This window comes from Pseudomonas sp. XS1P51 (genome assembly GCF_054897845.1).
Map to the genome: position 1 here is coordinate 3219892 of NZ_CM142707.1, position 22762 is coordinate 3242653.

A 22762-nucleotide genomic window follows, 5' to 3' on the forward strand; every position below is an offset into this window, starting at 1 on the left:
TTCAGGACGCCCGACAATGGCTCACAGCTTCGAAATCAACACTGCTCCTAGCAAGCTATCGCTCGCTGGGAGCCTGGACAGCCCCGAGATTCGTCAGGCCCGTGGCGATCTGGCGGCATGCTTTCGGATGGCAGCAAAGCTTGGCATGGCCGAAGGTATCTGCAATCACTTTTCCTGCGTACTGCCGGGGCATCCACAGTTGTTCCTGGTCAATCCTTTCGGCTTGTCGTTCTCGGAAATCACTGCTTCTTCGCTGTTGATCTGTGATTTCCAGGGGCGTGTGCTGGCGGGGGACGGCAAACCTGAAGCCACCGCATTCTTCATCCACGCCCAACTGCACCGGCTGAACCCGCGGGCCGTAGCGGCGTTCCATACCCATATGCCCAATGCCACAGCGCTGTGCATGCTAGAGGGCGAGCCATTCATCTGGGCCGGGCAGACGGCATTAAAATTCTATGATCGTCTAGTGGTGGATGAGCATTACAACGGCCTGGCGCTGGACTATGCCGAGGGCGAACGGATCTCGAGAGCCGCTGGGGATGCGGATATCGTCATGCTGAAAAACCACGGCCCGCTGGTGCTGGGGCCGAGCATTGCCGAGGCGTGGGATGACTTGTATTACCTAGAGCGGGCCGCCGAAGTGCAACTGAAGGCGATGGCCGGCGGCCGATCCCTGAAGCCTGTTGCGAATGAAGTAGCCAGCGCGACGTGCAGGCAGATGATGATGGGCAATGCGGAAAACGCACGATTGCACCTGGAAAGCGTAAAGCGAGGCTTGTCGGACGCAGGCTTTGAGACCTGAAATATCTGCTTATCATTCAGAGCCTCGTTGTACTCTGCATTTGGAGGATTCGCCGCAAGATGAACGGATTTTTTCAACTGCGAACTGCAAAGAGGGCTTGTGGATGATCCGCCGTAATCAAAAACGGCGAAGCCGATCGCGGCGCAAAGCACAGTGGCAGCTCCCAGGGCGTCGACGTCAGCACCCAAACATAAGATGGATATGGATAACCTTCTTCCAGCCACCGTTTCAGCGGGCTGGTGTGATCTGCCCTGGTGATGAATCAGGCCTTTCGCGCGCCATCACGCTTGAACAGCTGGCTAGTTATTTGGTCGCGGTAGGGACGGCAGTTACCTGCCGTCCCTCCGCACATACATGGACGCCCCGGGTTGCCAAGCTTTCAATCTGTGACGGCTCGATGGTAGAGATTGCACTCATACATCCGGACTTTCGGTGCGGCGTTGCCGCTGTCCCTGATGGAATCCGCTGGCCGAGTTCTCAATAGATCGTGTGCTCATGGCACGCTGTGCGGGTCAGATTTTCTTGGCCACAGTCTTACCAGTTTTGCCATCAATGCATGATCACGTGAGCAATCAATAGCGTTGGTCTACTACAGGGTTGAGTTGACGTCTTCAAGCCGCTCCGATTACGCGACGACCGTCGTGTAATCGAAGTGGAACTCGCGGTCACCGGCCAACAAGGCCGCATATAATGCGGGCGTTTTTATTCGCAATTGCAACGGCTGCCACATCGGCGTTACGCCGCTTAAGTAGCCGGCCAAGCCAGCTGTCAGAGATATCTTTTCGTTGTGCTGCGTAGATCATCGACCGTGCCCCCTGGATCAGTAGCGTCCGTAGATAGGAGTCCCCTCGCTTACTCATCCTCAACAGCACCGTCTTACCACCAGTGGAGTTCTGCTTCGGCACCAGCCAAGCACTCACCTGCCGGCCATTCTTGAAACTCTTGGCATCGCCAAGAGAGGCTACCATCGTACTGGCCGTGATCGGCCCGATGCCTGGAATCTTGGCCAGCTTGCGACTGTTTTCGTTCACGCGATGCCAGGCGACAATTTGACTCTCGATCTCATGAACCTGATGATCGCCCCCCTTCAACTGTTCCAGTAGACGCTGCACAAGCAGACGAAACGAGCCCGGCAACTCGTTGTGCTCATCCTCAATAAGCTCCGGAACACACTTGGCGATATGTGCGATGCCCTGTGGGATTACAAGACCAAATTCGGCTAGCAGCCCACGGATCTGATTAGCCTGCGCTGTCCGTGCCCTCACGAATCCCTGACGAACCCGATGCAGCGACACCACAGCCTGTTGCTCAATGTCCTTAATCGGCACAAACGCATGTTTGGCCGACCTACCGCTTCGCAGATAGCCTCAGCACCAGCTACATCGTTTTTGTTCGTTTTCACATATGGCTTTAAGAATTGCGGGGCCATCAGCCTCACATCATGACCAAAGCTGCGCAGTTTACGAGCCCAATGGTGGGCGCTTCCACAGGCCTCCATACCGATCAGGCACTGCGGCATGATGGCAAAAAATGGCGACCTGGTCGCGCTTGAGTTACTTCCTCAGCACGGTCTTGCCATGTTCATTAATACCATGCACCTGAAATATATTTTTCGCCAAGTTGATACCAACGGTCATAATCTTCATGCCGCATGCTCCTCTTGGTTTGTGGTTTCTGAAGCCCCTCTACTATGGCATGTTGAAGCCACTGATTTGTGGATGGGGGCGTCCATACCAATAGATCCGTACGTGCGGAACTAGCGCATACGGCTCCTGTCTCGGGTATGTGACGCGAAGCGATCCTCAGGGTAAGGATGTGCATTTCTGGGTCTTGGCATGTAGAGGTAGGCACGGCGTCCGTAACGTGACCATTGAAGCCGATTACGCTGGCTACGACGTTTGAGGGCTTGTCGACATAGGCGGCAGACTGCCAATCGAAACCCGCAAAGACGTATCAGATTCCCCGGCACCGCGTGGTAATTGAAGTAACCGCTCAACACGCGTTTGAGCCAGTGCCCTTGAACCCAGCGCTTCGAACCAGTCGTAGGCACCTGCAGAGATAAGCCATCCCCATCAGTTAACGTATAAGGCTTGCTGGCGGGCTTGGCTTGCTTGATCGCTGTATCTGTCAGAGCCATCAGACACCTCCTTTTAGATCAAGGAGGGGAATACAACCCAGCGGTAGACGAACCAATACGAAAATTGATGCGCAAGAAATCGTAAAAGGTTGTGCCAGCGGTGTACTTAAATGTGTACTTAAAAACCGTGGCTGGAGATGGATTCCAGTGGAATTCAGAAAACGAAAAAAGCGGCACAAGGCCGCTATTTCCGTGGCTTCCAGGCGTTCAGTGGGCCTTAGTGGAAGCAAATATGGCGCAGCGGACGGGACTCGAACCCGCGACCCCCGGCGTGACAGGCCGGTATTCTAACCGACTGAACTACCGCTGCGCGTAGCGTTGAAAGTGGTGGGTGATGACGGGATCGAACCGCCGACATTCTGCTTGTAAGGCAGACGCTCTCCCAGCTGAGCTAATCACCCTTTACCTTCGTTGCGGGGCGCATTGTGCCACAAATTTTCATAACGTGTTGATTTAATTGATAAATATTCAAAAAAATCTGAAAATCGATGAAACGATACATCCTGCAGGAACTTCAGGCAGAAAAAAACCCGCGTTAGCGGGCTTTTCCGTGGTGACCTGGCGTTCAGCATTCCAGGTTACCGAATATGGCGCAGCGGACGGGACTCGAACCCGCGACCCCCGGCGTGACAGGCCGGTATTCTAACCGACTGAACTACCGCTGCGCGTAACACTTGAAGCGAATGGTGGGTGATGACGGGATCGAACCGCCGACATTCTGCTTGTAAGGCAGACGCTCTCCCAGCTGAGCTAATCACCCTTCACTTTCGGTGTGGCGCGCATTCTACGGAGCGACCTCACCTCTGGCAAGCACTTTTTTAAATAATTTTTTCAGGCCTTCCAAAGGCTTAGAGAAGGGTTGGCCTATGGCGCCACGAAGAGAATAATGCCCCCCTTTGTATAAAGGAGAGACTCGCCCCATGTGGTTCAAAAACCTGCTTATCTATCGCCTGACCCAAGATCTGCCTTTTGATGCCGAGGCGTTGGAAACTGCACTGGCCACCAAACTGGCGCGTCCATGTGCAAGCCAGGAGTTGACCACCTACGGTTTCGTCGCGCCGTTCGGCAAGGGCGAAGATGCACCGCTGGTACACATCAGCAATGATTTCCTGCTGATCGCCGCCCGCAAGGAAGAACGCATCCTGCCGGGCAGCGTCGTGCGTGACGCGGTGAAGGAAAAGGTCGAAGAGATCGAAGCCGAGCAAATGCGCAAGGTCTATAAAAAGGAACGCGATCAGATCAAGGATGAAATCATCCAGGCCTTCCTACCGCGCGCCTTTATCCGTCGTTCATCGACCTTTGCTGCCATTGCGCCGAAACAGGGCCTGATCCTGGTCAACTCGGCCAGCCCGAAACGTGCCGAAGACCTGCTGTCCACGCTGCGCGAAGTGATCGGCTCGCTGCCGGTGCGTCCGCTGACCGTGAAAATGGCCCCGACTGCAACCATGACCGACTGGGTCAAAACCCAGAAAGCTGCGGACGACTTCTTTGTGCTGGACGAGTGCGAGCTGCGCGACACTCACGAAGACGGCGGCATCGTACGTTGCAAGCGTCAGGACCTGACCAGCGAAGAAATCCAGCTGCACCTGAGCACCGGCAAGGTGGTTACCCAGCTGTCGCTGGCCTGGCAAGACAAGCTGTCTTTCGTCCTCGACGACAAGATGGTGGTCAAGCGTCTGAAGTTCGAAGACCTGCTGCAGGATCAGGCGGAACAGGACGGTGGCGACGAAGCCCTCGGCCAACTGGATGCCAGCTTCACCCTGATGATGCTGACCTTCGGCGACTTCCTGCCGGCATTGGTTGAAGCGTTGGGTGGTGAAGAGACGCCGCAGGGGATCTAAAGGGTAATGGTTACCCCTGTGGGAGCGAGCCTGCTCGCGATAGCGGACTATCAGTCGACATAGATGTTGCCTGTAATGACGCTATCGCGAGCAGGCTCGCTCCTACATTGTTTTTGTGGTGTTACTTAAATAAGGATCAGGCCATGCGTGCACTGGCTGCATTGAGTCGTTTTGTCGGCAACACCTTTGCTTACTGGGTATTGATTTTCGCCGTCGTGGCGTTCCTGCAACCCGCATGGTTCATCGGTCTCAAAGGCGCCATCGTTCCGCTGCTGGGGCTGGTGATGTTCGGCATGGGCCTGACCCTCAAGCTCGAAGACTTCGCCGAAGTCGCTCGCCATCCGTGGCGCGTGGCCCTGGGCGTGGTTGCCCATTTCGTGATCATGCCCGGTGTGGCGTGGTTGCTCTGCCAGGTCTTCCATTTGCCGCCGGAGATCGCCGTCGGCGTCATCCTGGTCGGCTGCTGCCCAAGCGGCACCTCGTCGAACGTGATGACCTGGCTGGCCCGTGGGGATCTGGCGCTGTCGGTGGCCATCGCCGCCGTCACCACCCTCCTCGCTCCACTGCTGACGCCGGCACTGATCTGGCTGCTGGCCTCGGCCTGGTTGCCGGTGTCCTTCATGGAGCTGTTCTGGTCGATCCTGCAAGTGGTGCTGTTGCCAATCGTGCTCGGTGTGGTCGCTCAGCGCCTGCTCGGTGATCGGGTTCGCCATGCGGTGGAGGTGTTGCCGCTGGTGTCTGTGGTGAGCATCGTGATCATCGTCACCGCCGTCGTTGCCGCCAGCCAGGCGAAGATTGCCGAGTCCGGCCTGCTGATCATGGCCGTGGTGATGTTGCACAACAGCTTCGGCTATCTGCTGGGGTATTTCACCGGACGCCTGTTCAAGCTGCCGCTGGCCCAGCGTAAATCCCTGGCACTGGAAGTCGGCATGCAGAACTCCGGGTTGGGTGCTGCCCTGGCCAGTGCGCACTTCTCGCCGCTGGCGGCGGTGCCGAGCGCATTGTTCAGCGTCTGGCACAACATCTCCGGGGCGTTACTCTCGACGTACTTCCGCCGCATGAGCGAGAAAGAAGATCGGGAAATAGCGGCTCAGCAGGCCACAGACTGACCTGAAACTTGATCCCCAGGTTAATGATGGGCACTATACTGCGCAACGCGAGGACGACCTCGCGGCTCGATCGAGTCATTAATCTGGGGACGACCCCGTCAATCGACGGAGGTCTCTCATGTCCTGGATCATTCTGTTTTTTGCCGGCCTGTTCGAAGTGGGCTGGGCCGTCGGCCTGAAATACACCGACGGTTTCAGCCGCCCTCTCCCCACCGCATTGACCGTCGCCGCCATGGCCATCAGCCTTGGCCTGCTTGGCCTTGCCATGAAGGAACTGCCGCTGGGTACGGCCTATGCCATCTGGACGGGTGTGGGCGCAGTCGGGACGGTGATCGCCGGGATCATTCTGTTTGGTGAGTCGATGGCGCTGTTCCGGCTGGCCAGTGTGGCGTTGATCATTGCCGGGCTGGTTGGACTGAAAGTCAGCGCCTAGTTATTTGCCACTACGAAAAAGCCCACCCCCTTATCGACACAGACCAAGGGGAGCGGGCTTTTTTATTGAAGTGAAAACCGATCAGCTTTCGGCCAGCGCCATACGCTCGCGCTTCACCAGGGCCTTTTCCGCATGCTCAAGCTGCATGCAGCGTTCCAGGAACAGGAACATGTAGTCGTAGCTTTTGCAGACGGCCTGACGCAATTCCACTTGCAGGGATTTACTTGGGTTGGTGCCTGCCAGCGTACAGATGATTTCCAGCGCCTCCCACGGATGGGCATCGTCATACTGGGCGTGCATCTTCAACCACTTCATGGCCCGCTTGCGCTCTTCCTCGGGGAACGATGCGGGGTAGATGCCATTGGAACACACCAGCGCCGACCACTCCCCGGTCGCCCCCTCGATGGCGTAGTTGGTGGCGGCAATGGCAACGATCAGCGAATCCGCCGAACTGGTGTGCCAGCACCAGTGACTCAAGGCGTGAAGTTCAGGGGCAACTTGTTGCGCTTGCAGATCCTCCAGGCTGACACCGTGAGCACGGCTCCAGTGCACCCAGTAATCGGCATGGTTCAATTCGACGCGTATGTTGCGCATCAGCCAGCGACGCGCCATGTCCTCGCCGGGATGACGGGCAAAACGGGTCTTGGTCAGGTTCTGTGCCATATATAACGCGAACTGTTCGACCACCGGCCAGCCACCAATCAGGTAGTGACGCATGGTCTTTGCGCCGAGTTTGTTATCACGCATGCGCCTATACAATTCGTGTTCGACAACCCGGCGTTTACTCTCGCTGCAATCCTGGATCAGTTGCTGAGCCCAGGCGGGGTAACTTGCAGCTTCCATGAGGGGTCCGGTTCGGTTGAATGCATCGATCACTGTCGGGTTCCTTTTGATTGTGATTGTAAGGATCAGCAAGAGATTTCAACGGAACGTGCCAGGTGCCTTGAATAACAAAGGCTGAGGCCTGGCAGGACGACTTTGCAAACTATCGCAGGTAAACAGATGCGGGCGTTCAATCACATACCCTTGAGCGTAATCGACCCCGATCTCCAGCAATGCCTGCTCGATCTGGGGTGTCTCAACAAACTCGGCAATCGTACGCTTACCCATGACATGACCGATGTGATTGATCACTTCGACCATGGCGCGGTTAATCGGGTCGTCCAGCATATCCTTTACGAAACTCCCGTCGATCTTCAGGAAGTCTACAGGCAAATGTTTCAAGTACGCGAATGAGGACATACCGGCGCAAAAATCATCCAACGAAAAGTGACAACCTAACCCTTTGAGTTCATTAATAAATCTGATTGCACTTCCAAGATTGGATATAGCGCTGGTTTCAGTGATTTCAAAACAAATCATTTCAGGCGGAATTGAATAAGCAACAAACTGTTCACGCAAGAAGTCCAGAAACGCCTCATCTCCGATAGTTGTGCCTGACAGATTAATCGCACACATCGCTAACGGCCCTTTGCGCTGTTCGGCCATGCATTGGGCAATAACCTTGAAAACGTTCTGCACTACCCAGCGGTCAAGGGAAGTCATGAGGCCATAACGTTCGGCGGCCGGAATAAAACTGTCGGGCAATATCATGCGCCCGGCTTCGTCATGCAGGCGCAGCAGAATTTCGATATGCCCGCCACCCTGCTCGACATGACCCAGGGCCGCGATTTCCTGGGCGTACAGACAAAAGCGGTCTTCTTCCAGCGCCATGTGCAAGCGCTGCACCCAGGCCATCTCGCCGAAGCGCAGGGACAGTTCCGAATCATCGGCGTGATAGACCTGAACCCGGTTGCGGCCCTTTTCCTTGGCCATGTAGCAGGCCATGTCGGCCGCGCGCAGCGACGCTTCGAGGGTGGTCGGATTCTGCGCGACATGCACCAGCCCGATGCTCACGGTGGTCACGAACGGGCGGCCTTTCCAGACAAAGTGCAGATTTTGCACGGTCTGACGCAGGCTCTCGGCGATTTTCTCCGCGGCCTCCGGGGCACAGTTCTCCAGAAGGATGCCAAACTCGTCGCCGCCCAGCCGGGCCAGGGTATCGCTTTCGCGCAAACCGGATTGCAACAATGCACAGATATGCCGCAACAACTCGTCACCTGCCGCGTGGCCGCAGGTATCGTTGACCAGTTTGAACTGATCCAGATCGAGGAACATCAGGGCATGGCGCCCCGACTGCCGCGTCAGATGGTGCAGCGCCTGTTCCAGGCGATACTCGAACTCGCGACGGTTGGCGAGCCCGGTCAAGGCGTCATGCGTCGCCTGCCAGGACAAATTGGCGATGTATTGCCGCTCCTGGGTCATGTCGTGCAGCACCAGCACGGTACCGCTGACCTTGCCGGCGTTGCTGATCGGCGCACCGACCAACGTGACCGACACCGTGCTGCCATCCAGGCGTTGAATCAATTTGGAGTGTTCGCTGCCCCCACTGAGTTGACCGCTCAAGATGCGCTCGATCAGCGTAAACCCATCGGCCTGAGCGTTCTCGTCCAGCAGATTGAACAGCGCTGCCAGTGGCAGACCCGTCGCGTGTTCGGCCTTCCAGTGAGTCAACGCCTCGGCGGCGGGGTTCATGTAGGCAATCGCACCCTCGACATTCGTGGTGATCACGCCATCGCCGATCGATTGCAGGGTGATTTGCGCCCGGTCTTTCTCCAACTGCAGTGCATCGGCGAACGCATGGCGCTGCTTGAGCAGCTTGTGGGTGCGCATCAGGGCCAGTGCAATCAGGCCCAGGGCCGTAGCGAGGTTGGTCACCAGCAACAGCCGCAGGATCATCCGCGAGCCTTCGCCCAAGGCGTCACTGAAGGCCTTCGCCGCCGGTGTCACGCCATCGTTGATGACAAATATCTGGTCCTTCCAGCGCTTGATATCGGCATCGGTGGCCTGACCGAGCGTGATGCGTTGATGCATATCCCGCGCAACGTCATCGAGACGTACCAGGTACGCGTCGCCCACCGTCCAGAGGTCGATGGCTTTCTCGAGGTAACTGAAGTGCCGGAAGTTCAGGTACAGCCAGATCACACTGGCAACGTCATCCGGGTGGTTGCCACCCTTGAGGATCGCCAGGCGTGCCGCCTCGATATCCGGTGGCTGATGGTCCAGCGCCAGACGCAACTCGTGACCACCCTGCGGTACGGCAATCGCGTTCTGGTACTTATTGAATATCGTCTCGTCGCGACTGTCGGCGTAGAGATTGAGGTAATAAATGGCGTCTTTCTGGCCCTTGGACCACAGGCTTTCACCGGCTACATAGCCGCGAACCGCCGACAACACGTACAGGCTGACACCACCCAACAGCGCTTGAAACAGCACGACGGCGATAAATGGCCAGACGATGCCCAGCAACCGTGGCGTTCCGAGAGTCCGCGTTTGATTCATGAGGTCCCTTGTTTTAGCACTGCCAGATCAGCATCCCGACGTGATCGCTACAGCTAGACTAGGGTGCGTTCCCGGTTCCGGCAAGCAGAGGATCGGGCTCAATGCCGTACACGTGCGCCCCCTATAGATATATACCGCCAAAGCCGGTCTGGAGATCTGTTTACTGGGCACTTCGGGCTCCCCCTATCCGTTGCGGGAACCCTTTCAAAGGAGTGCAACATGACAGAGACGTCTTTACCTTCACCTGATCAACGCCCCCTGTCACCGGCGGACGAAGAATTTCGCGCCAGACAGGCCCTGGGACTCGACGATGGCCCGGATATCGAAGGCTTGGGCCTGCGCCCCACTGCCCAGGATCGAAGAGGGTTCAAGGCTATTCAGCGCGCGGCCCCCAACCTCGCGCAACACATGACCATCGACACTTTCACGGCAAAACGCATCAATGCCCAAATCACCGACATCGTGAAGGCTTTCCTGAATGGCAAGCGTTCGTTAATCGGTCATCTCGGCGCCTCTGTACTGGCTTCCGCCTCCATGGATCAACTGCGCGCGACGCCATCTGTATTCCTCCAGCGAATACTGAACACGGTCGAAGCAAAAGAGCTGGGCGACAGGTTGCTCAGGACGCTCAAGTGGTATGGCACAGGCCCTGGCGAACAGACTTCGGCGTCCGTGCGCCATCAACTGGTTTGCAAAGCCATATGCCTTTACTTGCACGCCCCGTCAGCGGATGAGCCGCAGGAAGTCGCCGGATTCCGCTGGCAAGACACGGCTCACTGGGGCAAAAGCTACCAGACCCTGCGAAACGATTTTGAACAGCACTTGCTGCGCACCAAACGGGTCACTGATGCAAAAGAGGCGGCCTTTCTCGCGCGAGCGTTCGAGACCCGCCTCTCAAAGGACTTCGCTGTGCGCGATATCCCGTCCGACCTTCCTTACAAGAGTTCGGTGGTGTGGGTGAACTTCATGCACGGCGTGCTGCTGGCAGATGAACTCGGCCTTGATCGATTGCAAACGCTGTCCTTTCAACAACTCGTCGACTTGCCCCTGGCCCGGAGCGCCGACGCCTCGCCCGAACAACTTGAGCAAATTGCGCGATTGAGGATGGGGCCGGCACTGGAATGGGCGGTCTGCTGCGGCATCGTTCAATCGCGAACAAAATCCGATTACGACGAAGATGATATGAAACGGGCGATGGCGGCTTTGGAAAGCCATAGCGAGAGCCTGAACAACGCCGTTATGACACTGGATTTGCCGCCCCCTGAAAGACTGAAGATGGCCAAACGGGTAAAGGATGATCTGTTTGGCGATGCAATGTTCGAATCGGACGGGCGCAAGTTGCTGCGCGATGACCCACCGAGCGGCGGATCCAGAGACACGCCCTCATTGAAGCTGCCAGGCTATGCATTCCTGGATGTCTATGCCGACGGCCAATTCGATGACAAGAGAAAATGGTTTGTAACCCAGTCCGACGGGAAAACACGAACAAGTCGCTGGATTAAGATCGACGACAAGCGAACTCTGCAACATGAAGAGTTTCGCAAAGATCAAATGGGGATCGAAAGGCGCGTTATTACCACATACGGTGGCAAGACGCTGCCTGATATCAACAAACAGTTTGAAACAGACTTCACAAACTACCTCTCGAAAGTCAGGCCGGCCTATCAGACCCTGATCACCAGTCTACTGACCTCACTGCCACTGGCCGACCGCCAAGCCCTTGAATGGGGTGACGTCCGCTTGCTGAGCCTGCACTTGGAAGAAAATCTGATCAAGGTAAGGGGCGACATCCGGCCAAGAAAAGGTTTCGTTCTACAGGTGACCTACAATCATGAAATCACCTATTACGAACTGATCCCGAGTGCTGGCGTCATTCGTTGCCGCCCCCACCTGAGAGTTTCAACAGTCAACGGGGTTCGCACCACGTTCCCGTTGCACGCCTCGATCCCCGGACAAACATATACTGCCGAAATCAGCACTACGCTGCTTCTCGATTGGGCCGCTCACTTAAATGGCACACAGCCCGCTGACAGGGCGCACTGCATAGCGATCCTCGGCGAGGTAGGTAACGTGCCCGCGGCTGTATCGCCAAACGCAGCCGTTAGCGAAGTGACAACGCAGGCATCTGCCCGCTTGAATGAAGTGGCCCACTACATTGCAACGAATTTCCTGTTCGTCGATGAACAGCAGTTGCATACCCAGGCCCGCGGCATGACGGCATTCGACATCATCAGGACTAGAAGCGAACAACGGGTCAATACGGCCATAGAAGTAGCCAAAGGGTTTGTGCCTTTCTGGGGCAGTATCGAGGACATTTTGTCGGGCAAAATTGACCAGATACTCATAGGCGTGGCCGGACTCGTGCTGGACCTGGCTTCATTCCTCACCCCTGTCGGGAAATTCATGTCGGGCTCGGTGCGGTTGATCCGGGCCGGGGCCACAGCCTCGCGTATGACCGTCAAAGCAAGTCTGCCTTCCTTTTCAACATTGACCCGAAAACTCCTGACTACTTCGCTGAGCAACCTCAATCCGCTGGGCGGGATTCCGACACTACTCAAGACAATGGGAAGCGGTGCGTGGAAAGGACTGCGCACGGCGGGACGCATTGGTGTTAGCGGGTTCAAGAAACTGACAGGACACGCCGACAGCTATCGACTGGTGCATAACCTGCCCCAGACAACCGATCCGGGGCGCTGGAAGCCGCTGACAAGCAATGATCGCCTGGCAACGGTCAACGGTGTCGATGATGTACTTGTGCGCAATACCAGCCCGTCGGACCTGACCCGATTCCACCCCGTCGACCCGGTGACGTCCTTGCCCTATGGCCCCCGCCTGCACAATCACAGCGACAACCTCATACAGGGCCGGTCAACCTTCAAAACGTTACCGCCTACCGAATCCCATGTCCTGGTAGAACTCCCGGAACACGCCCATGTCCGTGAAGTACTTGAGGTCAATGGTCGAACCACGCTGTTCGTTGATGACATTCCCTATCGTCTGGACGGCAACCAACTGCGCCGTGCCGACTTGATTGATGATCAGGCGATGTTCAGACCCTTGCCTTGCCGGGTACGACGTAGCCCGGGTGCCAAGGTATGCACGACCACATTCGTCACCCGTGATCCGGCACCGACGCCGGCCACTGGCAGTGTCGACGAAAGCAAAGGCTGGGCGCCGTGGTTCGGAGACAGTATCTATACGCCGGCCATTGCGGATCGGGCGATGTTGCTGAAAACCTTGAAGAAAAAAAGTCGGCTCCCGGCCACAGTGGAATTCCAAAAAGGGATTTATGGCAGGATCAAGGTGAGTATTCCCTACGGGACCCAGAATCAATTTGATACCTTCGAGGCCGGTGCCACCATCATCCCGGCGATGGACGATTCGAAGCGCTATGTGTTCACCCGACTGGATGCAGGAAATTTTTACGTCGCCGAACTGGCACAAGGTCAAAGCATAAGAGACACGCTGAATTTCAAGAAAGCGTCCACATTACCGGAAGATCTCAAAGCAGAATTGCTGACTGTCTACGCCGGATCGTTGAATGCCAACAATATGGCAAGGATTCACGGTACGGAAGCGGTGGAACGTGCGTTGAAAACAATGGACGAAATTGCCATTCCGATTGGCGGCCACGTGAACCCGCCCGATACGCTCAAGCTGCTCAAGGTCGATACCAGTCCAGGCGAAGCGGTGCTGTTCGATCACTCGACCCGAATGATTGTCACCCAGCTGCCGAAAGGTGCGACAAGCTGGTCGCGCAGCAAGGTCGCACCAGAAGCCTTCCGTCAAAGAACAGTGGAAGTGTTCGATACATTGTTCCTTGAACCGAGCATCGTGCTGAAGAATCCCGACAGCGCATTGAGGATCGACAGCACGATGGATAAGCTTCAGAACCTTATCCCTCGTCACGAGCGCCCGTTCAATGCTAGAAACATCGCCTATGCCGAAGTAGTCACCGCCACCGGGAAGCGGGAGGTTTATGTAAGTGTTTCGGGAGCGCAGGGGGCGACCGGACATCTGCCTTTGTTCAGACATAATCTTGGCGCAGATCAGGTCAAGGTTGGTGAAACGACCTACTTCAATGTTGATATGAACGAAGTTTTTCCCAGCACATCACTCCGTGTGTCTGATGAAGGCAAATTACTCGCTGTGCCAGCGACAATAAAAGAAATTGAAAGCTATAGCCCGACACTGACTCGCAAGCCCACGTCACTGGACAGCGAAAGCAAGTTGATCAGCGTGATTCGCGAAAAATACCCCGATCCCGGATCGATCGAAACGGTTAACGTCGCCACCACCATGCCACCCTGCGAATCCTGTTCAGTTGTTATCAAGGAATTCGGTTTCGATGGCGGTGAAAATGCGCTGAACGTCCTGTGGCACTGATCTAATGTTGCTGCAAATGCCCATACAGTTTGGCGTACAAACCACCCTCGGCAATCAACTGCTGGTGGTCGCCATCCTCGGCAATTTGCCCACCATCGAACACCAGCACGCGGTCGGCCTGCTTCACCGCAGACAAGCGGTGCGCAATGATCAGCGTGGTACGGTGGCTTAGAAACCGCGCCAGTGCCTGATGCAGGTTGTACTCGGTGGCGGCATCCAGCGCCGAGGTGGCCTCGTCGAGGATCACCACTTTCGGTTCGGCCAGCACCATCCGTGCAATCGCCAGGCGTTGGCGCTGACCGCCGGACAAACGCACGCCGGAACGCCCGACAATACTGTCCAGGCCGTTGGGCAGGTCTCGAACGGTCTGGTGCAGCTGCGCAATTTCCAGCGCTTGCCAGCAGGCTTCGTCGCTGCGCTCGCGGCCCATGGTCAGGTTGGCACGAATGGTGTCGTTGAACAGCGCCGGGTGTTGCAGAACCACGGCGACATTTTCGCGAACCGTTTCCAGACCGATTTCCTGCTGGGTCGAACCGCCGAAGCGGATCGTCCCGGCCAGCGGTGTGTACAAGCCCAGCAGCAATTGCACCAAGGTACTTTTGCCACCGCCGCTGGCGCCGACAATCGCGACTTTTTCACCAGGAGCGATCGACAGGTTCATCTGATTCAACACCAGCTCGTCGCCGTAACCGAAACTCAATCCCTGGACTTCGATGCCAACGGTTTCACGACCGTTGAACGGGTCTACACCACCGGGGTATTCAGGCTCATCGGCTCGGGCCAGCAGTTCGTTGATCCGCGACAGCGCGCCACCGGCGGCGTAGTAGGCGTATTGCAGATTCAGCAGCTGTTCCACCGGACCGATCATGAACCACAGGTAGCTGAACACCGCCAGCATCTGGCCGATGGAGAGGTCAGAGAACAGCACCGTGAGCATCGCCGCGGCGCGAAAAATATCGATACCAAACTGGAACAGCAAGCCGCTGGCGCGGTTCGAGGCATCGGTTTTCCACTGCGAGGTCACCGCGTAATCGCGTACTTCCCGGGCGCGTTGGCCGAGGCGACCGAGGAAGAAACCCTGACGGTTACCGGCGCGTACTTCCTGAATCGAATCGAGGGTTTCCGTCAGTGCCTGGGTGAAACGCGAGGTGCTGTCGTTCTCGAGTTTCTTCAGGTGTTTGACCCGTTTGCCCAGCAGCACCGTGGCGTAGATCACCAGCGGGTTGAACAGCATGATCAGCAACGCCAGCTTCCAGTGCATCCAGATCAGAATGCTCGCGGTGCCGACCAGGGTCAGCATGGCGACGAGGAATCGGCTGAGGGTTTCGCCGACGAATTTGTCCACGGTATCCAGGTCGGTGACCAGGTGCGTGGTCACCGTGCCGCTGCCCAGGCTTTCGTATTCCCCCAGGGAAATGCGCTTGAGCCGCTCGATCAGCCGTGTGCGAATGCGATAAACAATGTCTTTGGCCAGTGCCGCGAACAACTTTGCCTGCACCACATTGAAGAGCAAGGCGCCACAGCGCAGCAACAAGGTCACGAGCAGCATCAGGCCGATGTAGCCCGCCGCTTTCTGCCAGCCTTCGGGCAGCGCGTGGTTCATCACCTTCAGCGCCGCGTCACCGTGGCCCAGCAGCACTTCGTCCACCAGCAACGGCAAGAGCAAGGGGATCGGCACGCTGCACAGGGTCGCCAGCACGGCCACGCCATTGGCGATCCACAGGGATTTTTTGTGATGCAGGGCGAGGCGACGGATTTCCGCCCAGCTCAGACGGTCGACACGTGCAGCGGTGGGGGTGTCGTCGGGCAGGTCATGCACAGGCAGCGCGCTCCAGCCAGCGGCCGAGCAGCGGTGACAATACGCTGAGAGGCTGATAGCCATTGGTCAACAACGCCAATTGACCATCACGCTCAGCCAGCAAGGTAGGGAAACCGGCAATGCCCAGGTCCTGCACCCACGTGAAATCGGCAGCGGTTGCGGCGTGCTGATCCGCACGATCAAACGCGGCGGCGAACTCGATGCGCGGCAGACCGGCTTGCTCCGCCAGCTCCACCAGCACACTGGCGTGGGTGACGTCGCGGCCTTCTGCGTAAAACGCGTGCTGAATCAGCCCGAGCAGTTTCCACGCACAATCCGGCGCCAGACTGCGCGCGGTGACCAGTGCCCGACAGGCAGGCTCGGTGTCGTAGACAAAACCGTCAGGCAACGCACCTTCGATTTTGAACGGTTGGCCGGTGGCCTCAGTGACCGCCTGCCAATGTTCAAGGATGTAGCGCCGGGTAGTCGGCTCCAGTGCCGAACCGCTGCCGGTGCGCAAACCGCCCACCACCAGATGCACGTCCACGCCTGCCGCCTGCGCCTGCTCGACCAGCGCATTGGCCACTGGCGCAAAGCCCCAGCACCAGGAACACATCGGGTCCATCACATAGAGCAGGCGTTGCGCAGACATGATTCAAGCCTCGGAAGGGGTTTGCTTGTAGTTGTAGCCGATCGGGTGAGGCAGGTTGCGCGCCTTGGCCAGTTCGATCTGCTTTTGCCGGTCGATGGCGCTGCGGCGGGTTTTCTCACTCAGCTTATCCCAGCAATGCGGGCAGCTGATGCCGGCCACGTAGTGCTCGGACGCGCGGTCTTCGACGCTAACCGGTGTACGACAGGCGTGACATTGATCGTAGTCACCTTCGCTGAGGTCATGACGAACGGTCACGCGGTTATCGAACACGAAGCAGTCGCCCTGCCATTTGGTCTCTTCCTGCGGCACCTCTTCGAGGTACTTCAGAATGCCGCCCTTGAGGTGGTAGACCTCGTCGAAACCCTGGCTGAGCATGTAGCTCGACGCCTTTTCGCAGCGAATGCCGCCGGTGCAGAACATCGCGACTTTCTTGTGCACGGCCGGGTCGAAGTGGGCTTTGATGTAGTCGGGAAATTCGCGAAAACTGGTGGTCTTCGGGTCGATGGCGCCTTCGAAGGTACCGATCGAGACTTCGTAGTCGTTGCGGGTATCGATCAACAGCACTTCCGGATCGCTGATCAACGCGTTCCAGTTCTCTGGATCGACGTAGGTGCCGACCTTTTTGTTCGGGTCCACGCCTTCGACGCCGAGGGTGACGATTTCTTTCTTGAGTTTGACTTTGGTGCGATAGAACGGCTGCTCGTCGCAGTACGACTCTTTGTGGTCGATGTCGTCCATGCGCGGGTCGTTCTTGAGCCAGGCCATCAGCCCGTCAATGCCTTCGCGGCTGCCGGACACGGTGCCGTTGATGCCTTCTTCGGCGATCAGCAGCGTGCCTTTGATGCCATTGTCGACCATCGCTTGCAGCAGTGGCTCGCGCAGGGCGACGTAATCTTCCAGGGTGACGAACTTATACAGTGCCGCCACGACAATCTGTTGTGTCATGGGTGATTCTCCAGGTGGCTACCCTCGTAAAGGGTGAACCGGATGCGAAAAAAAAAACGCGCCGGGTAAGCGGCGCGTTGCGGATTCTAGCAAAACCGGCAGCGATTGGCTTTAGATGGCCAAGATCGCAGCCTGCGGCAGCTCCTACAAAAGCCCGATCCTGCGCAACCCCGTAGGAACTGCCGCAGGCTCGGGCCGCGTTCGGACGATCTTTTGATCTTAATGCTTGCTGCCGCCGGCACAGGTTGGCGAGGCCGGAGCTGCGTCGATCTGCGCCCATTCCTCTGGCGTGTAGGTATGCAGCGCCAACGCATGGAACTCGCCCATCAGTTCGCCGAGCGTACCGTAGACTTTCTGATGACGCTTGACGCGGTTGAGCCCTTCGAACTGCTGGCTGACCACCACGGCCTTGAAGTGGGTTTGCAACCCACGGCTGTGCATGTGGCTTTCATCCAGCACTTGCAGATGCTGCGGCTGCAACAGGCCCAGCGTCGATTCGATGCGTTGTTGCATGGTCATGCCGAACTCCGCTTAAGGCTTTTTCTTGGCTGGAGCGGCGGCGCCTTTAGGCTCCAGCTCGGCCGTCATGTCAGCCAGCAGTTTGTTGACCACAGGCACTGCGCTTTCCAGCTTGGCTTGGGTCATCTGGGCCGATTGCTGGGTCAGCTGCGGCATTTTTTCCAGGACTTTCTTGCCCAGTGGCGACTGGTAGAACGCGACCAGGTCTTTGAGCTCGGATTCGCTGAAGTTGGTGGTGTACAGCTTGACCATGTCCGGCTTCAGCTTGTTCCAGCCAATGGCTTGGTCCAGAGCGGCGTTGGCTTTGGCCTGGTAGGTTTCCAGCAAGGCTTTTTTCGATTCGGGGGCTTTGGTCTGTTCAAAGCGCTGAGCGAACATTTGCTGCACTTGCATGTACACCGGAGTGCCCAATTTGTCAGCGTGCGCCAGGGTCAGGAAAGCTTCGGCACTGGCGTTGTGGCTGGCGGTATCGGCAAAAACAGGGCCGCTGGCGCAAACCAGTGCAACCGCGGTACAGATGGCACGAAGACGAGTCATCGAGTTTCCTTTTCTAGCAGGCGAGGTAAAACCCCAAGGGCGTCCATTCTGCGCCTAAAAAAGTGTGTCGCTCAACCCCAAGCCTTGTCGGGCCTGATTTAGAGGGGTTGAATGGTCAAAATCCAGACCGATGGAACCACGGCCGGCGATCACGGCCTAAACTGCGCTATCAGACTGACAGGAGTGTGCATGATGAGCCGTATCGAAACCGACAGCCTTGGCCAGGTGGAAGTCCCGGATGAGGCCTACTGGGGCGCTCAGACGCAACGCTCGCTGATTAACTTCGCCATCGGCAACGAACGCATGCCGCTGGCGGTGCTGCATGCGTTGGCGCTGATCAAGAAAGCCGCGGCGCGGGTCAATGACCGCAACGGTGACCTGCCCGCCGACATCGCCCGGCTGATTGAACAGGCCGCCGACGAAGTGCTCGACGGCAGCCACGACGACCAGTTCCCGTTGGTGGTCTGGCAGACCGGCAGCGGCACCCAGAGCAACATGAACGTCAACGAAGTGATCGCCGGGCGCGCCAACGAACTGGCCGGCAACCCGCGCGGTGGCAAGACCCCGGTGCACCCCAACGACCACGTCAACCGCTCCCAGAGCTCCAACGACTGCTTCCCCACCGCCATGCACATCGCCGCCGCTCAAGCGGTGCAGCACCATTTGCTGCCGGCGATCAGCGAACTGTCTGGCGGGTTGGCCGAGTTGTCCGCGCGGCACATGAAGCTGGTCAAGACCGGCCGTACCCACATGATGGATGCGACACCGATTACCTTCGGTCAGGAACTCTCGGCGTTCATCGCGCAACTGGATTACGCCGAACGAGCGATCCGCAGCGCGTTGCCTGCGGTTTGCGAACTGGCCCAGGGCGGCACAGCGGTCGGCACCGGGCTGAATTCGCCTCACGGCTTTGGCGAAGCAATCGCCTCCGAACTGGCCGCCCTCTCCGGCCTGCCGTTCGTCACCGCACCGAACAAGTTCGCCGCCCTGGCGGGCCATGAACCGCTGACCACCCTGTCTGGCGCGCTGAAAACCCTCGCCGTGACCCTGATGAAAATCGCCAACGACCTGCGCCTGCTGGGCTCCGGGCCGCGGGCCGGTTTCGCCGAGGTGAAACTACCGGCCAACGAACCCGGCAGTTCGATCATGCCTGGCAAGGTCAACCCGACCCAGTGCGAAGCGCTGTCGATGCTTGCGTGCCAGGTGCTGGGCAACGACGTCGCCATCGGTTTCGCTGCGAGCCAGGGTCACCTGCAACTGAACGTGTTCAAACCGGTGATCATTCATAACCTGCTGCAATCGATCCGCCTGCTGGGCGATGGCTGCAGCAACTTCCAGCAACACTGCATCGCTGGCCTTGAGCCGGATGCGGAGAAAATGGCTGAACACCTGGAACGTGGGTTGATGCTGGTGACGGCGCTGAACCCGCATATTGGCTACGACAAATCGGCGGAGATTGCCAAGAAGGCTTACGCCGAAGGGCTGACGTTGCGTGAAGCGGCGTTGCAGCTGGGGTACCTGACCGATGAAGAGTTTGATGCGTGGGTAAGGCCGGAGAATATGCTGGAGGCCGGTGCCAAGGGTTAAGTTTTGCAGTGACAGTTATCCGCCATCGCGAGCAGGCTCGCGCCCACAATTTTGACCGCACCTCCCTGAAAGAGCTCGGTCACCTGTGGGAGCGAGCCTGCTCGCGATGAACGATAACGCGGTCTAACCGGCCTCCATCCGCATCCGCCGCGCCCGAAGCCCTGCGATCAACGAAGGCCCCAACGCCACCAGCGCCGACCCCACCACCACCAACACCGCCCCGCCATAACCCAGACCGTTGATCGTCTCGGCATGCACAAACTCTGGCCACAACCACGCGGCCACGGCCACCGCAGCGAACGTCACCAATGGCGTGATCGCCAGCGTCGCACTCACCCGCGAAGCTTCCCAATGGGCCAACGCCTCGGCAAACGCGCCATAGGCAATCAGGGTGTTCATGCAGCACGCCAACAGCAACCAGCCTTGCAGCGGATTCAGTTGCAGCGCTTCCAGCGGATGAACCCACGGCGTCAGCAACAACCCGCAAAACAGGTAGATCACCATCATCACCTGCAATGAATTCCACACCGTGAGCAATTGCTTCTGGCCCAGTGCGTAGAAGGTCCAGACCGTGGACGCCAACAACACCAACAGCACGCCGGCGGTGTAGTCGGTCAGTGAAGTGAGCAACTCACTCAAGCGCTGATTGAAAAACAGTGCGAAGCCGATCAGCAGCACCAGCAAGCCGATCCCCTGCCCGACGCTGAACCGCTCCTTGAACACAAACAGGCTGGCGATCAACAACATGATCGGGCCCATCTGCACCACCAGTTGCGCGGTGCCGGGGCTGAGCAGGTTCAGGCCCATCAAATACAGCACGTAGTTACCCACCAGCCCGAGTACTGCCATCAACACCAGCCAGCCTCCGCGCGGGCCGAGGACTTTGCGGCTCGGCAGGCGTCTGGTCGCCGCCAGGTAAATGAACAGGCAACCGCCGGACACCATCAGGCGAAACCAGGTCACCGTTACCGGGTCCATCACCAGCAGCACTTGCTTGAGTTTGATCGGCAGGATTCCCCACAACAACGCGGTCAACAAGGCCAGGAACAGACCATAAACCCAGCGACCCGATGAAATGTGCATGCGTACCCCGAAGCCCAGTGGCGAGAACCGCCATTCTAGGCTCACTGTCCGGCGGCACACAGGGGCAGTTGGCGACTGGCCGCAAATGAAACTGTGCAGGTCGAAGCCGTAAATTGGCGATGCGCCGTCGATCAGTTGACCAGGCCCGGGCGATTGAGGCTTACATCGAGCGGGTGCCGCTTTTGCGTAGGAACCTCTATACCGCGGCGGCGCCATTCGCGAGCAGGCTCGCACAGTTGATCGCATTCCAATGTGGGAGCGAGCCTGCTCGCGATAGCGATTAATCAGCCAACACAGATTTTCCGACCTTAACGCACCGCTTCAAACAACCCGGTCGCCCCCATCCCACCGCCAACACACATGGTGACGACGCCGTAACGCAAATTGCGCCGCTGCAACTCACGCACGATATGCCCGACCTGACGCGAACCGGTCATGCCAAACGGATGACCGATGGAAATCGAGCCGCCATTGACGTTGTACTTCTCGTTATCGATCTCCAGCCGATTGCGGCTGTACAGGCACTGTGAGGCGAACGCTTCGTTGAGCTCCCACAAATCGATATCCGCAATCTGCAGACCCTTGGCCTTGAGCAACTTCGGCACCGAGAACACCGGGCCGATGCCCATTTCATCCGGCTCGCACCCCGCCACGGCAAAACCACGGAAGAAGGCTTTGGGTTTCAACCCCAGCTCCAGTGCTTTTTCCAGGCTCATCACCAGGGTCATGGAGGCGCCGTCAGACAGTTGCGAAGAGTTGCCGGCGGTCACCGAGCCGTCCTCGGCAAACACCGGTTTCAAACCGGCCAGGCTTTGCAGCGTGGTGTCCGGGCGGTTGCAATCGTCGTGATCGACGATGCCGTCGAGGATTTGCACCTGGCCTGTGGCCTTGTCTTCAACGCGATACTTCACGGCCATCGGCACGATCTCATCGTCGAACAACCCGCCAGCCTGAGCCTGAGCCGTACGCTGCTGGCTTTGCAGGGCGTACAGATCCTGTTCTTCGCGGCTGAGGTTATAACGACGTGCGACGATTTCGGCGGTCTGCCCCATCGGGAAGTAGATGCCCGGCACCTGTTCTTTGAGCAGCGGGTTGATCAGGTTGTCGGTATTGACGCTTTTCATGGTCAGGCTGATGGACTCGACGCCACCAGCGACGATGATGTCGCTGCAACCCGAGGCGATCTGGTTGGCGGCAATGGCGATCGCCTGCAAGCCCGACGAACAGAAACGGTTGAGGGTCATGCCGGCGGTGCCGATGCCCAGACGCGACAGCACCGCGACGTTGCGACCGATGTTGTAACCCTGGGCGCCTTCGTTGGAGCCAGCACCGACAATGCAATCTTCGACGCTGGCCGGGTCGATGCCCGTGCGCGCCAGCAGTGCATTGACGCAGTGAGCCGCCATGTCGTCCGGACGGGTCTGGTTGAACTTGCCGCGAAAGGATTTGGCCAGGCCGGTCCGTACGCTGTCGACGATCACCACTTCACGCATGGCATACCTCATTGTTGTTGTCGGTTGAGAGTGGACCGAGCATAAGCCCCCCAAATGAC

16 protein-coding genes, 4 tRNA genes and 1 pseudogene are annotated in these 22762 nt (G+C 57.9%); 6 read left to right on the forward strand and 15 right to left on the reverse strand.

The features are described from left to right. Positions 1 to 16 precede the first annotated feature (16 nt). Positions 17 to 802 carry an aldolase gene (locus tag ACYZUD_RS14870; protein WP_462024679.1) on the forward strand — a complete coding sequence of 262 codons (786 nt, stop codon included), beginning with the start codon at positions 17 to 19 and terminating at the stop codon, positions 800 to 802. Positions 803 to 1427: 625 nt separating this feature from the next. On the opposite strand, the pseudogene ACYZUD_RS14875 reads toward ACYZUD_RS14870, so the two are convergent. The 6 genes and pseudogenes from ACYZUD_RS14875 to ACYZUD_RS14900 all read right to left on the reverse strand — a co-directional run bounded on the left by ACYZUD_RS14875 (position 1428) and on the right by ACYZUD_RS14900 (position 3699). After that, positions 1428 to 2448, reverse strand: a pseudogene (locus ACYZUD_RS14875) (IS110 family RNA-guided transposase). A gap of 110 nt (positions 2449 to 2558) precedes the next feature. Beyond that, the gene (locus ACYZUD_RS14880) at positions 2559 to 2939 is read right to left on the reverse strand and encodes an Arm DNA-binding domain-containing protein (protein WP_462024680.1); all 381 of its coding nucleotides are present in this window, start codon (positions 2937 to 2939) and stop codon (positions 2559 to 2561) included. Between the two features lie 233 nt (positions 2940 to 3172). Beyond that, positions 3173 to 3249, reverse strand: a tRNA-Asp gene (locus tag ACYZUD_RS14885). Between the two features lie 15 nt (positions 3250 to 3264). Then, positions 3265 to 3340: transfer RNA gene (locus ACYZUD_RS14890), tRNA-Val, on the reverse strand. 187 nt (positions 3341 to 3527) lie between these two features. Further along, positions 3528 to 3604, reverse strand: a tRNA-Asp gene (locus tag ACYZUD_RS14895). A gap of 19 nt (positions 3605 to 3623) precedes the next feature. Next, positions 3624 to 3699: transfer RNA gene (locus ACYZUD_RS14900), tRNA-Val, on the reverse strand. A gap of 160 nt (positions 3700 to 3859) precedes the next feature. Between ACYZUD_RS14900 and rdgC the strand changes: the two genes are divergently transcribed. From rdgC to sugE, 3 genes are all read left to right on the forward strand, one after another. Beyond that, the gene (rdgC, locus tag ACYZUD_RS14905) at positions 3860 to 4780 is read left to right on the forward strand and encodes a recombination-associated protein RdgC (protein WP_462024681.1); all 921 of its coding nucleotides are present in this window, start codon (positions 3860 to 3862) and stop codon (positions 4778 to 4780) included. Positions 4781 to 4923: 143 nt separating this feature from the next. After that, complete coding sequence (locus ACYZUD_RS14910; protein WP_462024682.1) at positions 4924 to 5889, forward strand: bile acid:sodium symporter family protein; 966 nt, start codon at positions 4924 to 4926, stop codon at positions 5887 to 5889. A gap of 118 nt (positions 5890 to 6007) precedes the next feature. Further along, positions 6008 to 6322 (forward strand): quaternary ammonium compound efflux SMR transporter SugE, encoded by a 315-nt coding sequence (sugE, locus tag ACYZUD_RS14915; protein ID WP_027922462.1) that lies wholly within the window; start codon positions 6008 to 6010, stop codon positions 6320 to 6322. Between the two features lie 81 nt (positions 6323 to 6403). Here sugE and ACYZUD_RS14920 read toward each other — a convergent pair whose 3' ends face one another. Beyond that, positions 6404 to 7165: a TenA family transcriptional regulator gene (locus ACYZUD_RS14920; RefSeq protein ID WP_462024683.1), complete on the reverse strand. Its 762-nt coding sequence runs from the start codon at positions 7163 to 7165 to the stop codon at positions 6404 to 6406. Between the two features lie 78 nt (positions 7166 to 7243). After that, the gene (locus tag ACYZUD_RS14925; RefSeq protein ID WP_462024684.1) at positions 7244 to 9703 is read right to left on the reverse strand and encodes an EAL domain-containing protein; all 2460 of its coding nucleotides are present in this window, start codon (positions 9701 to 9703) and stop codon (positions 7244 to 7246) included. 219 nt (positions 9704 to 9922) lie between these two features. Here ACYZUD_RS14925 and ACYZUD_RS14930 point away from each other — a divergent pair, with 219 nt between their 5' ends. Continuing rightward, the gene (locus tag ACYZUD_RS14930; protein ID WP_462024685.1) at positions 9923 to 14089 is read left to right on the forward strand and encodes a hypothetical protein; all 4167 of its coding nucleotides are present in this window, start codon (positions 9923 to 9925) and stop codon (positions 14087 to 14089) included. Between the two features lies 1 nt (position 14090). Here ACYZUD_RS14930 and ACYZUD_RS14935 read toward each other — a convergent pair whose 3' ends face one another. From ACYZUD_RS14935 to ACYZUD_RS14955, 5 genes are all read right to left on the reverse strand, one after another. Continuing rightward, positions 14091 to 15908 (reverse strand): ABC transporter ATP-binding protein, encoded by a 1818-nt coding sequence (locus ACYZUD_RS14935; RefSeq protein ID WP_462024686.1) that lies wholly within the window; start codon positions 15906 to 15908, stop codon positions 14091 to 14093. Then, complete coding sequence (locus ACYZUD_RS14940) at positions 15901 to 16503, reverse strand: DsbA family protein (RefSeq protein ID WP_462025045.1); 603 nt, start codon at positions 16501 to 16503, stop codon at positions 15901 to 15903. The genes ACYZUD_RS14935 and ACYZUD_RS14940 overlap by 8 nt, the downstream gene beginning before the upstream one ends. 39 nt (positions 16504 to 16542) lie before the next feature. Further along, positions 16543 to 17484: an oxygen-dependent tRNA uridine(34) hydroxylase TrhO gene (trhO, locus tag ACYZUD_RS14945; RefSeq protein WP_462024688.1), complete on the reverse strand. Its 942-nt coding sequence runs from the start codon at positions 17482 to 17484 to the stop codon at positions 16543 to 16545. 219 nt (positions 17485 to 17703) lie between these two features. Continuing rightward, positions 17704 to 18003, reverse strand: coding sequence for a BolA family protein (locus ACYZUD_RS14950; RefSeq protein WP_008151216.1), 300 nt, complete (start codon positions 18001 to 18003; stop codon positions 17704 to 17706). A gap of 12 nt (positions 18004 to 18015) precedes the next feature. Continuing rightward, positions 18016 to 18540 carry a DUF2059 domain-containing protein gene (locus ACYZUD_RS14955; protein WP_033055281.1) on the reverse strand — a complete coding sequence of 175 codons (525 nt, stop codon included), beginning with the start codon at positions 18538 to 18540 and terminating at the stop codon, positions 18016 to 18018. 192 nt (positions 18541 to 18732) lie between these two features. Here ACYZUD_RS14955 and ACYZUD_RS14960 point away from each other — a divergent pair, with 192 nt between their 5' ends. Further along, positions 18733 to 20127, forward strand: a complete 1395-nt coding sequence (locus ACYZUD_RS14960; protein ID WP_462025046.1) for a class II fumarate hydratase — start codon at positions 18733 to 18735, stop codon at positions 20125 to 20127. 123 nt (positions 20128 to 20250) lie between these two features. On the opposite strand, the gene ACYZUD_RS14965 is transcribed toward ACYZUD_RS14960, so the two are convergent. Continuing rightward, positions 20251 to 21210, reverse strand: coding sequence for a DMT family transporter (locus tag ACYZUD_RS14965; protein WP_462024689.1), 960 nt, complete (start codon positions 21208 to 21210; stop codon positions 20251 to 20253). Between the two features lie 308 nt (positions 21211 to 21518). Beyond that, positions 21519 to 22703 (reverse strand): thiolase family protein, encoded by a 1185-nt coding sequence (locus ACYZUD_RS14970; protein ID WP_462024690.1) that lies wholly within the window; start codon positions 22701 to 22703, stop codon positions 21519 to 21521. Between the last annotated feature and the right edge of the window lie 59 nt (positions 22704 to 22762).

What these genes read in the sequence shown, in the direction of transcription:
- ACYZUD_RS14870 (WP_462024679.1), top strand. Translation starts at nt 17, where the DNA reads ATGGCTCACAGCTTCGAAATCAACACTGCTCCTAGCAAGCTATCGCTC.
- ACYZUD_RS14880 (WP_462024680.1), bottom strand. Translation starts at nt 2,939, where the DNA reads ATGGCTCTGACAGATACAGCGATCAAGCAAGCCAAGCCCGCCAGCAAG.
- rdgC (WP_462024681.1), top strand. Translation starts at nt 3,860, where the DNA reads ATGTGGTTCAAAAACCTGCTTATCTATCGCCTGACCCAAGATCTGCCT.
- ACYZUD_RS14910 (WP_462024682.1), top strand. Translation starts at nt 4,924, where the DNA reads ATGCGTGCACTGGCTGCATTGAGTCGTTTTGTCGGCAACACCTTTGCT.
- sugE (WP_027922462.1), top strand. Translation starts at nt 6,008, where the DNA reads ATGTCCTGGATCATTCTGTTTTTTGCCGGCCTGTTCGAAGTGGGCTGG.
- ACYZUD_RS14920 (WP_462024683.1), bottom strand. Translation starts at nt 7,165, where the DNA reads ATGGAAGCTGCAAGTTACCCCGCCTGGGCTCAGCAACTGATCCAGGAT.
- ACYZUD_RS14925 (WP_462024684.1), bottom strand. Translation starts at nt 9,703, where the DNA reads ATGAATCAAACGCGGACTCTCGGAACGCCACGGTTGCTGGGCATCGTC.
- ACYZUD_RS14930 (WP_462024685.1), top strand. Translation starts at nt 9,923, where the DNA reads ATGACAGAGACGTCTTTACCTTCACCTGATCAACGCCCCCTGTCACCG.
- ACYZUD_RS14940 (WP_462025045.1), bottom strand. Translation starts at nt 16,503, where the DNA reads ATGTGTTCCTGGTGCTGGGGCTTTGCGCCAGTGGCCAATGCGCTGGTC.
- trhO (WP_462024688.1), bottom strand. Translation starts at nt 17,484, where the DNA reads ATGACACAACAGATTGTCGTGGCGGCACTGTATAAGTTCGTCACCCTG.
- ACYZUD_RS14950 (WP_008151216.1), bottom strand. Translation starts at nt 18,003, where the DNA reads ATGACCATGCAACAACGCATCGAATCGACGCTGGGCCTGTTGCAGCCG.
- ACYZUD_RS14955 (WP_033055281.1), bottom strand. Translation starts at nt 18,540, where the DNA reads ATGACTCGTCTTCGTGCCATCTGTACCGCGGTTGCACTGGTTTGCGCC.
- ACYZUD_RS14960 (WP_462025046.1), top strand. Translation starts at nt 18,733, where the DNA reads ATGAGCCGTATCGAAACCGACAGCCTTGGCCAGGTGGAAGTCCCGGAT.
- ACYZUD_RS14965 (WP_462024689.1), bottom strand. Translation starts at nt 21,210, where the DNA reads ATGCACATTTCATCGGGTCGCTGGGTTTATGGTCTGTTCCTGGCCTTG.
- ACYZUD_RS14970 (WP_462024690.1), bottom strand. Translation starts at nt 22,703, where the DNA reads ATGCGTGAAGTGGTGATCGTCGACAGCGTACGGACCGGCCTGGCCAAA.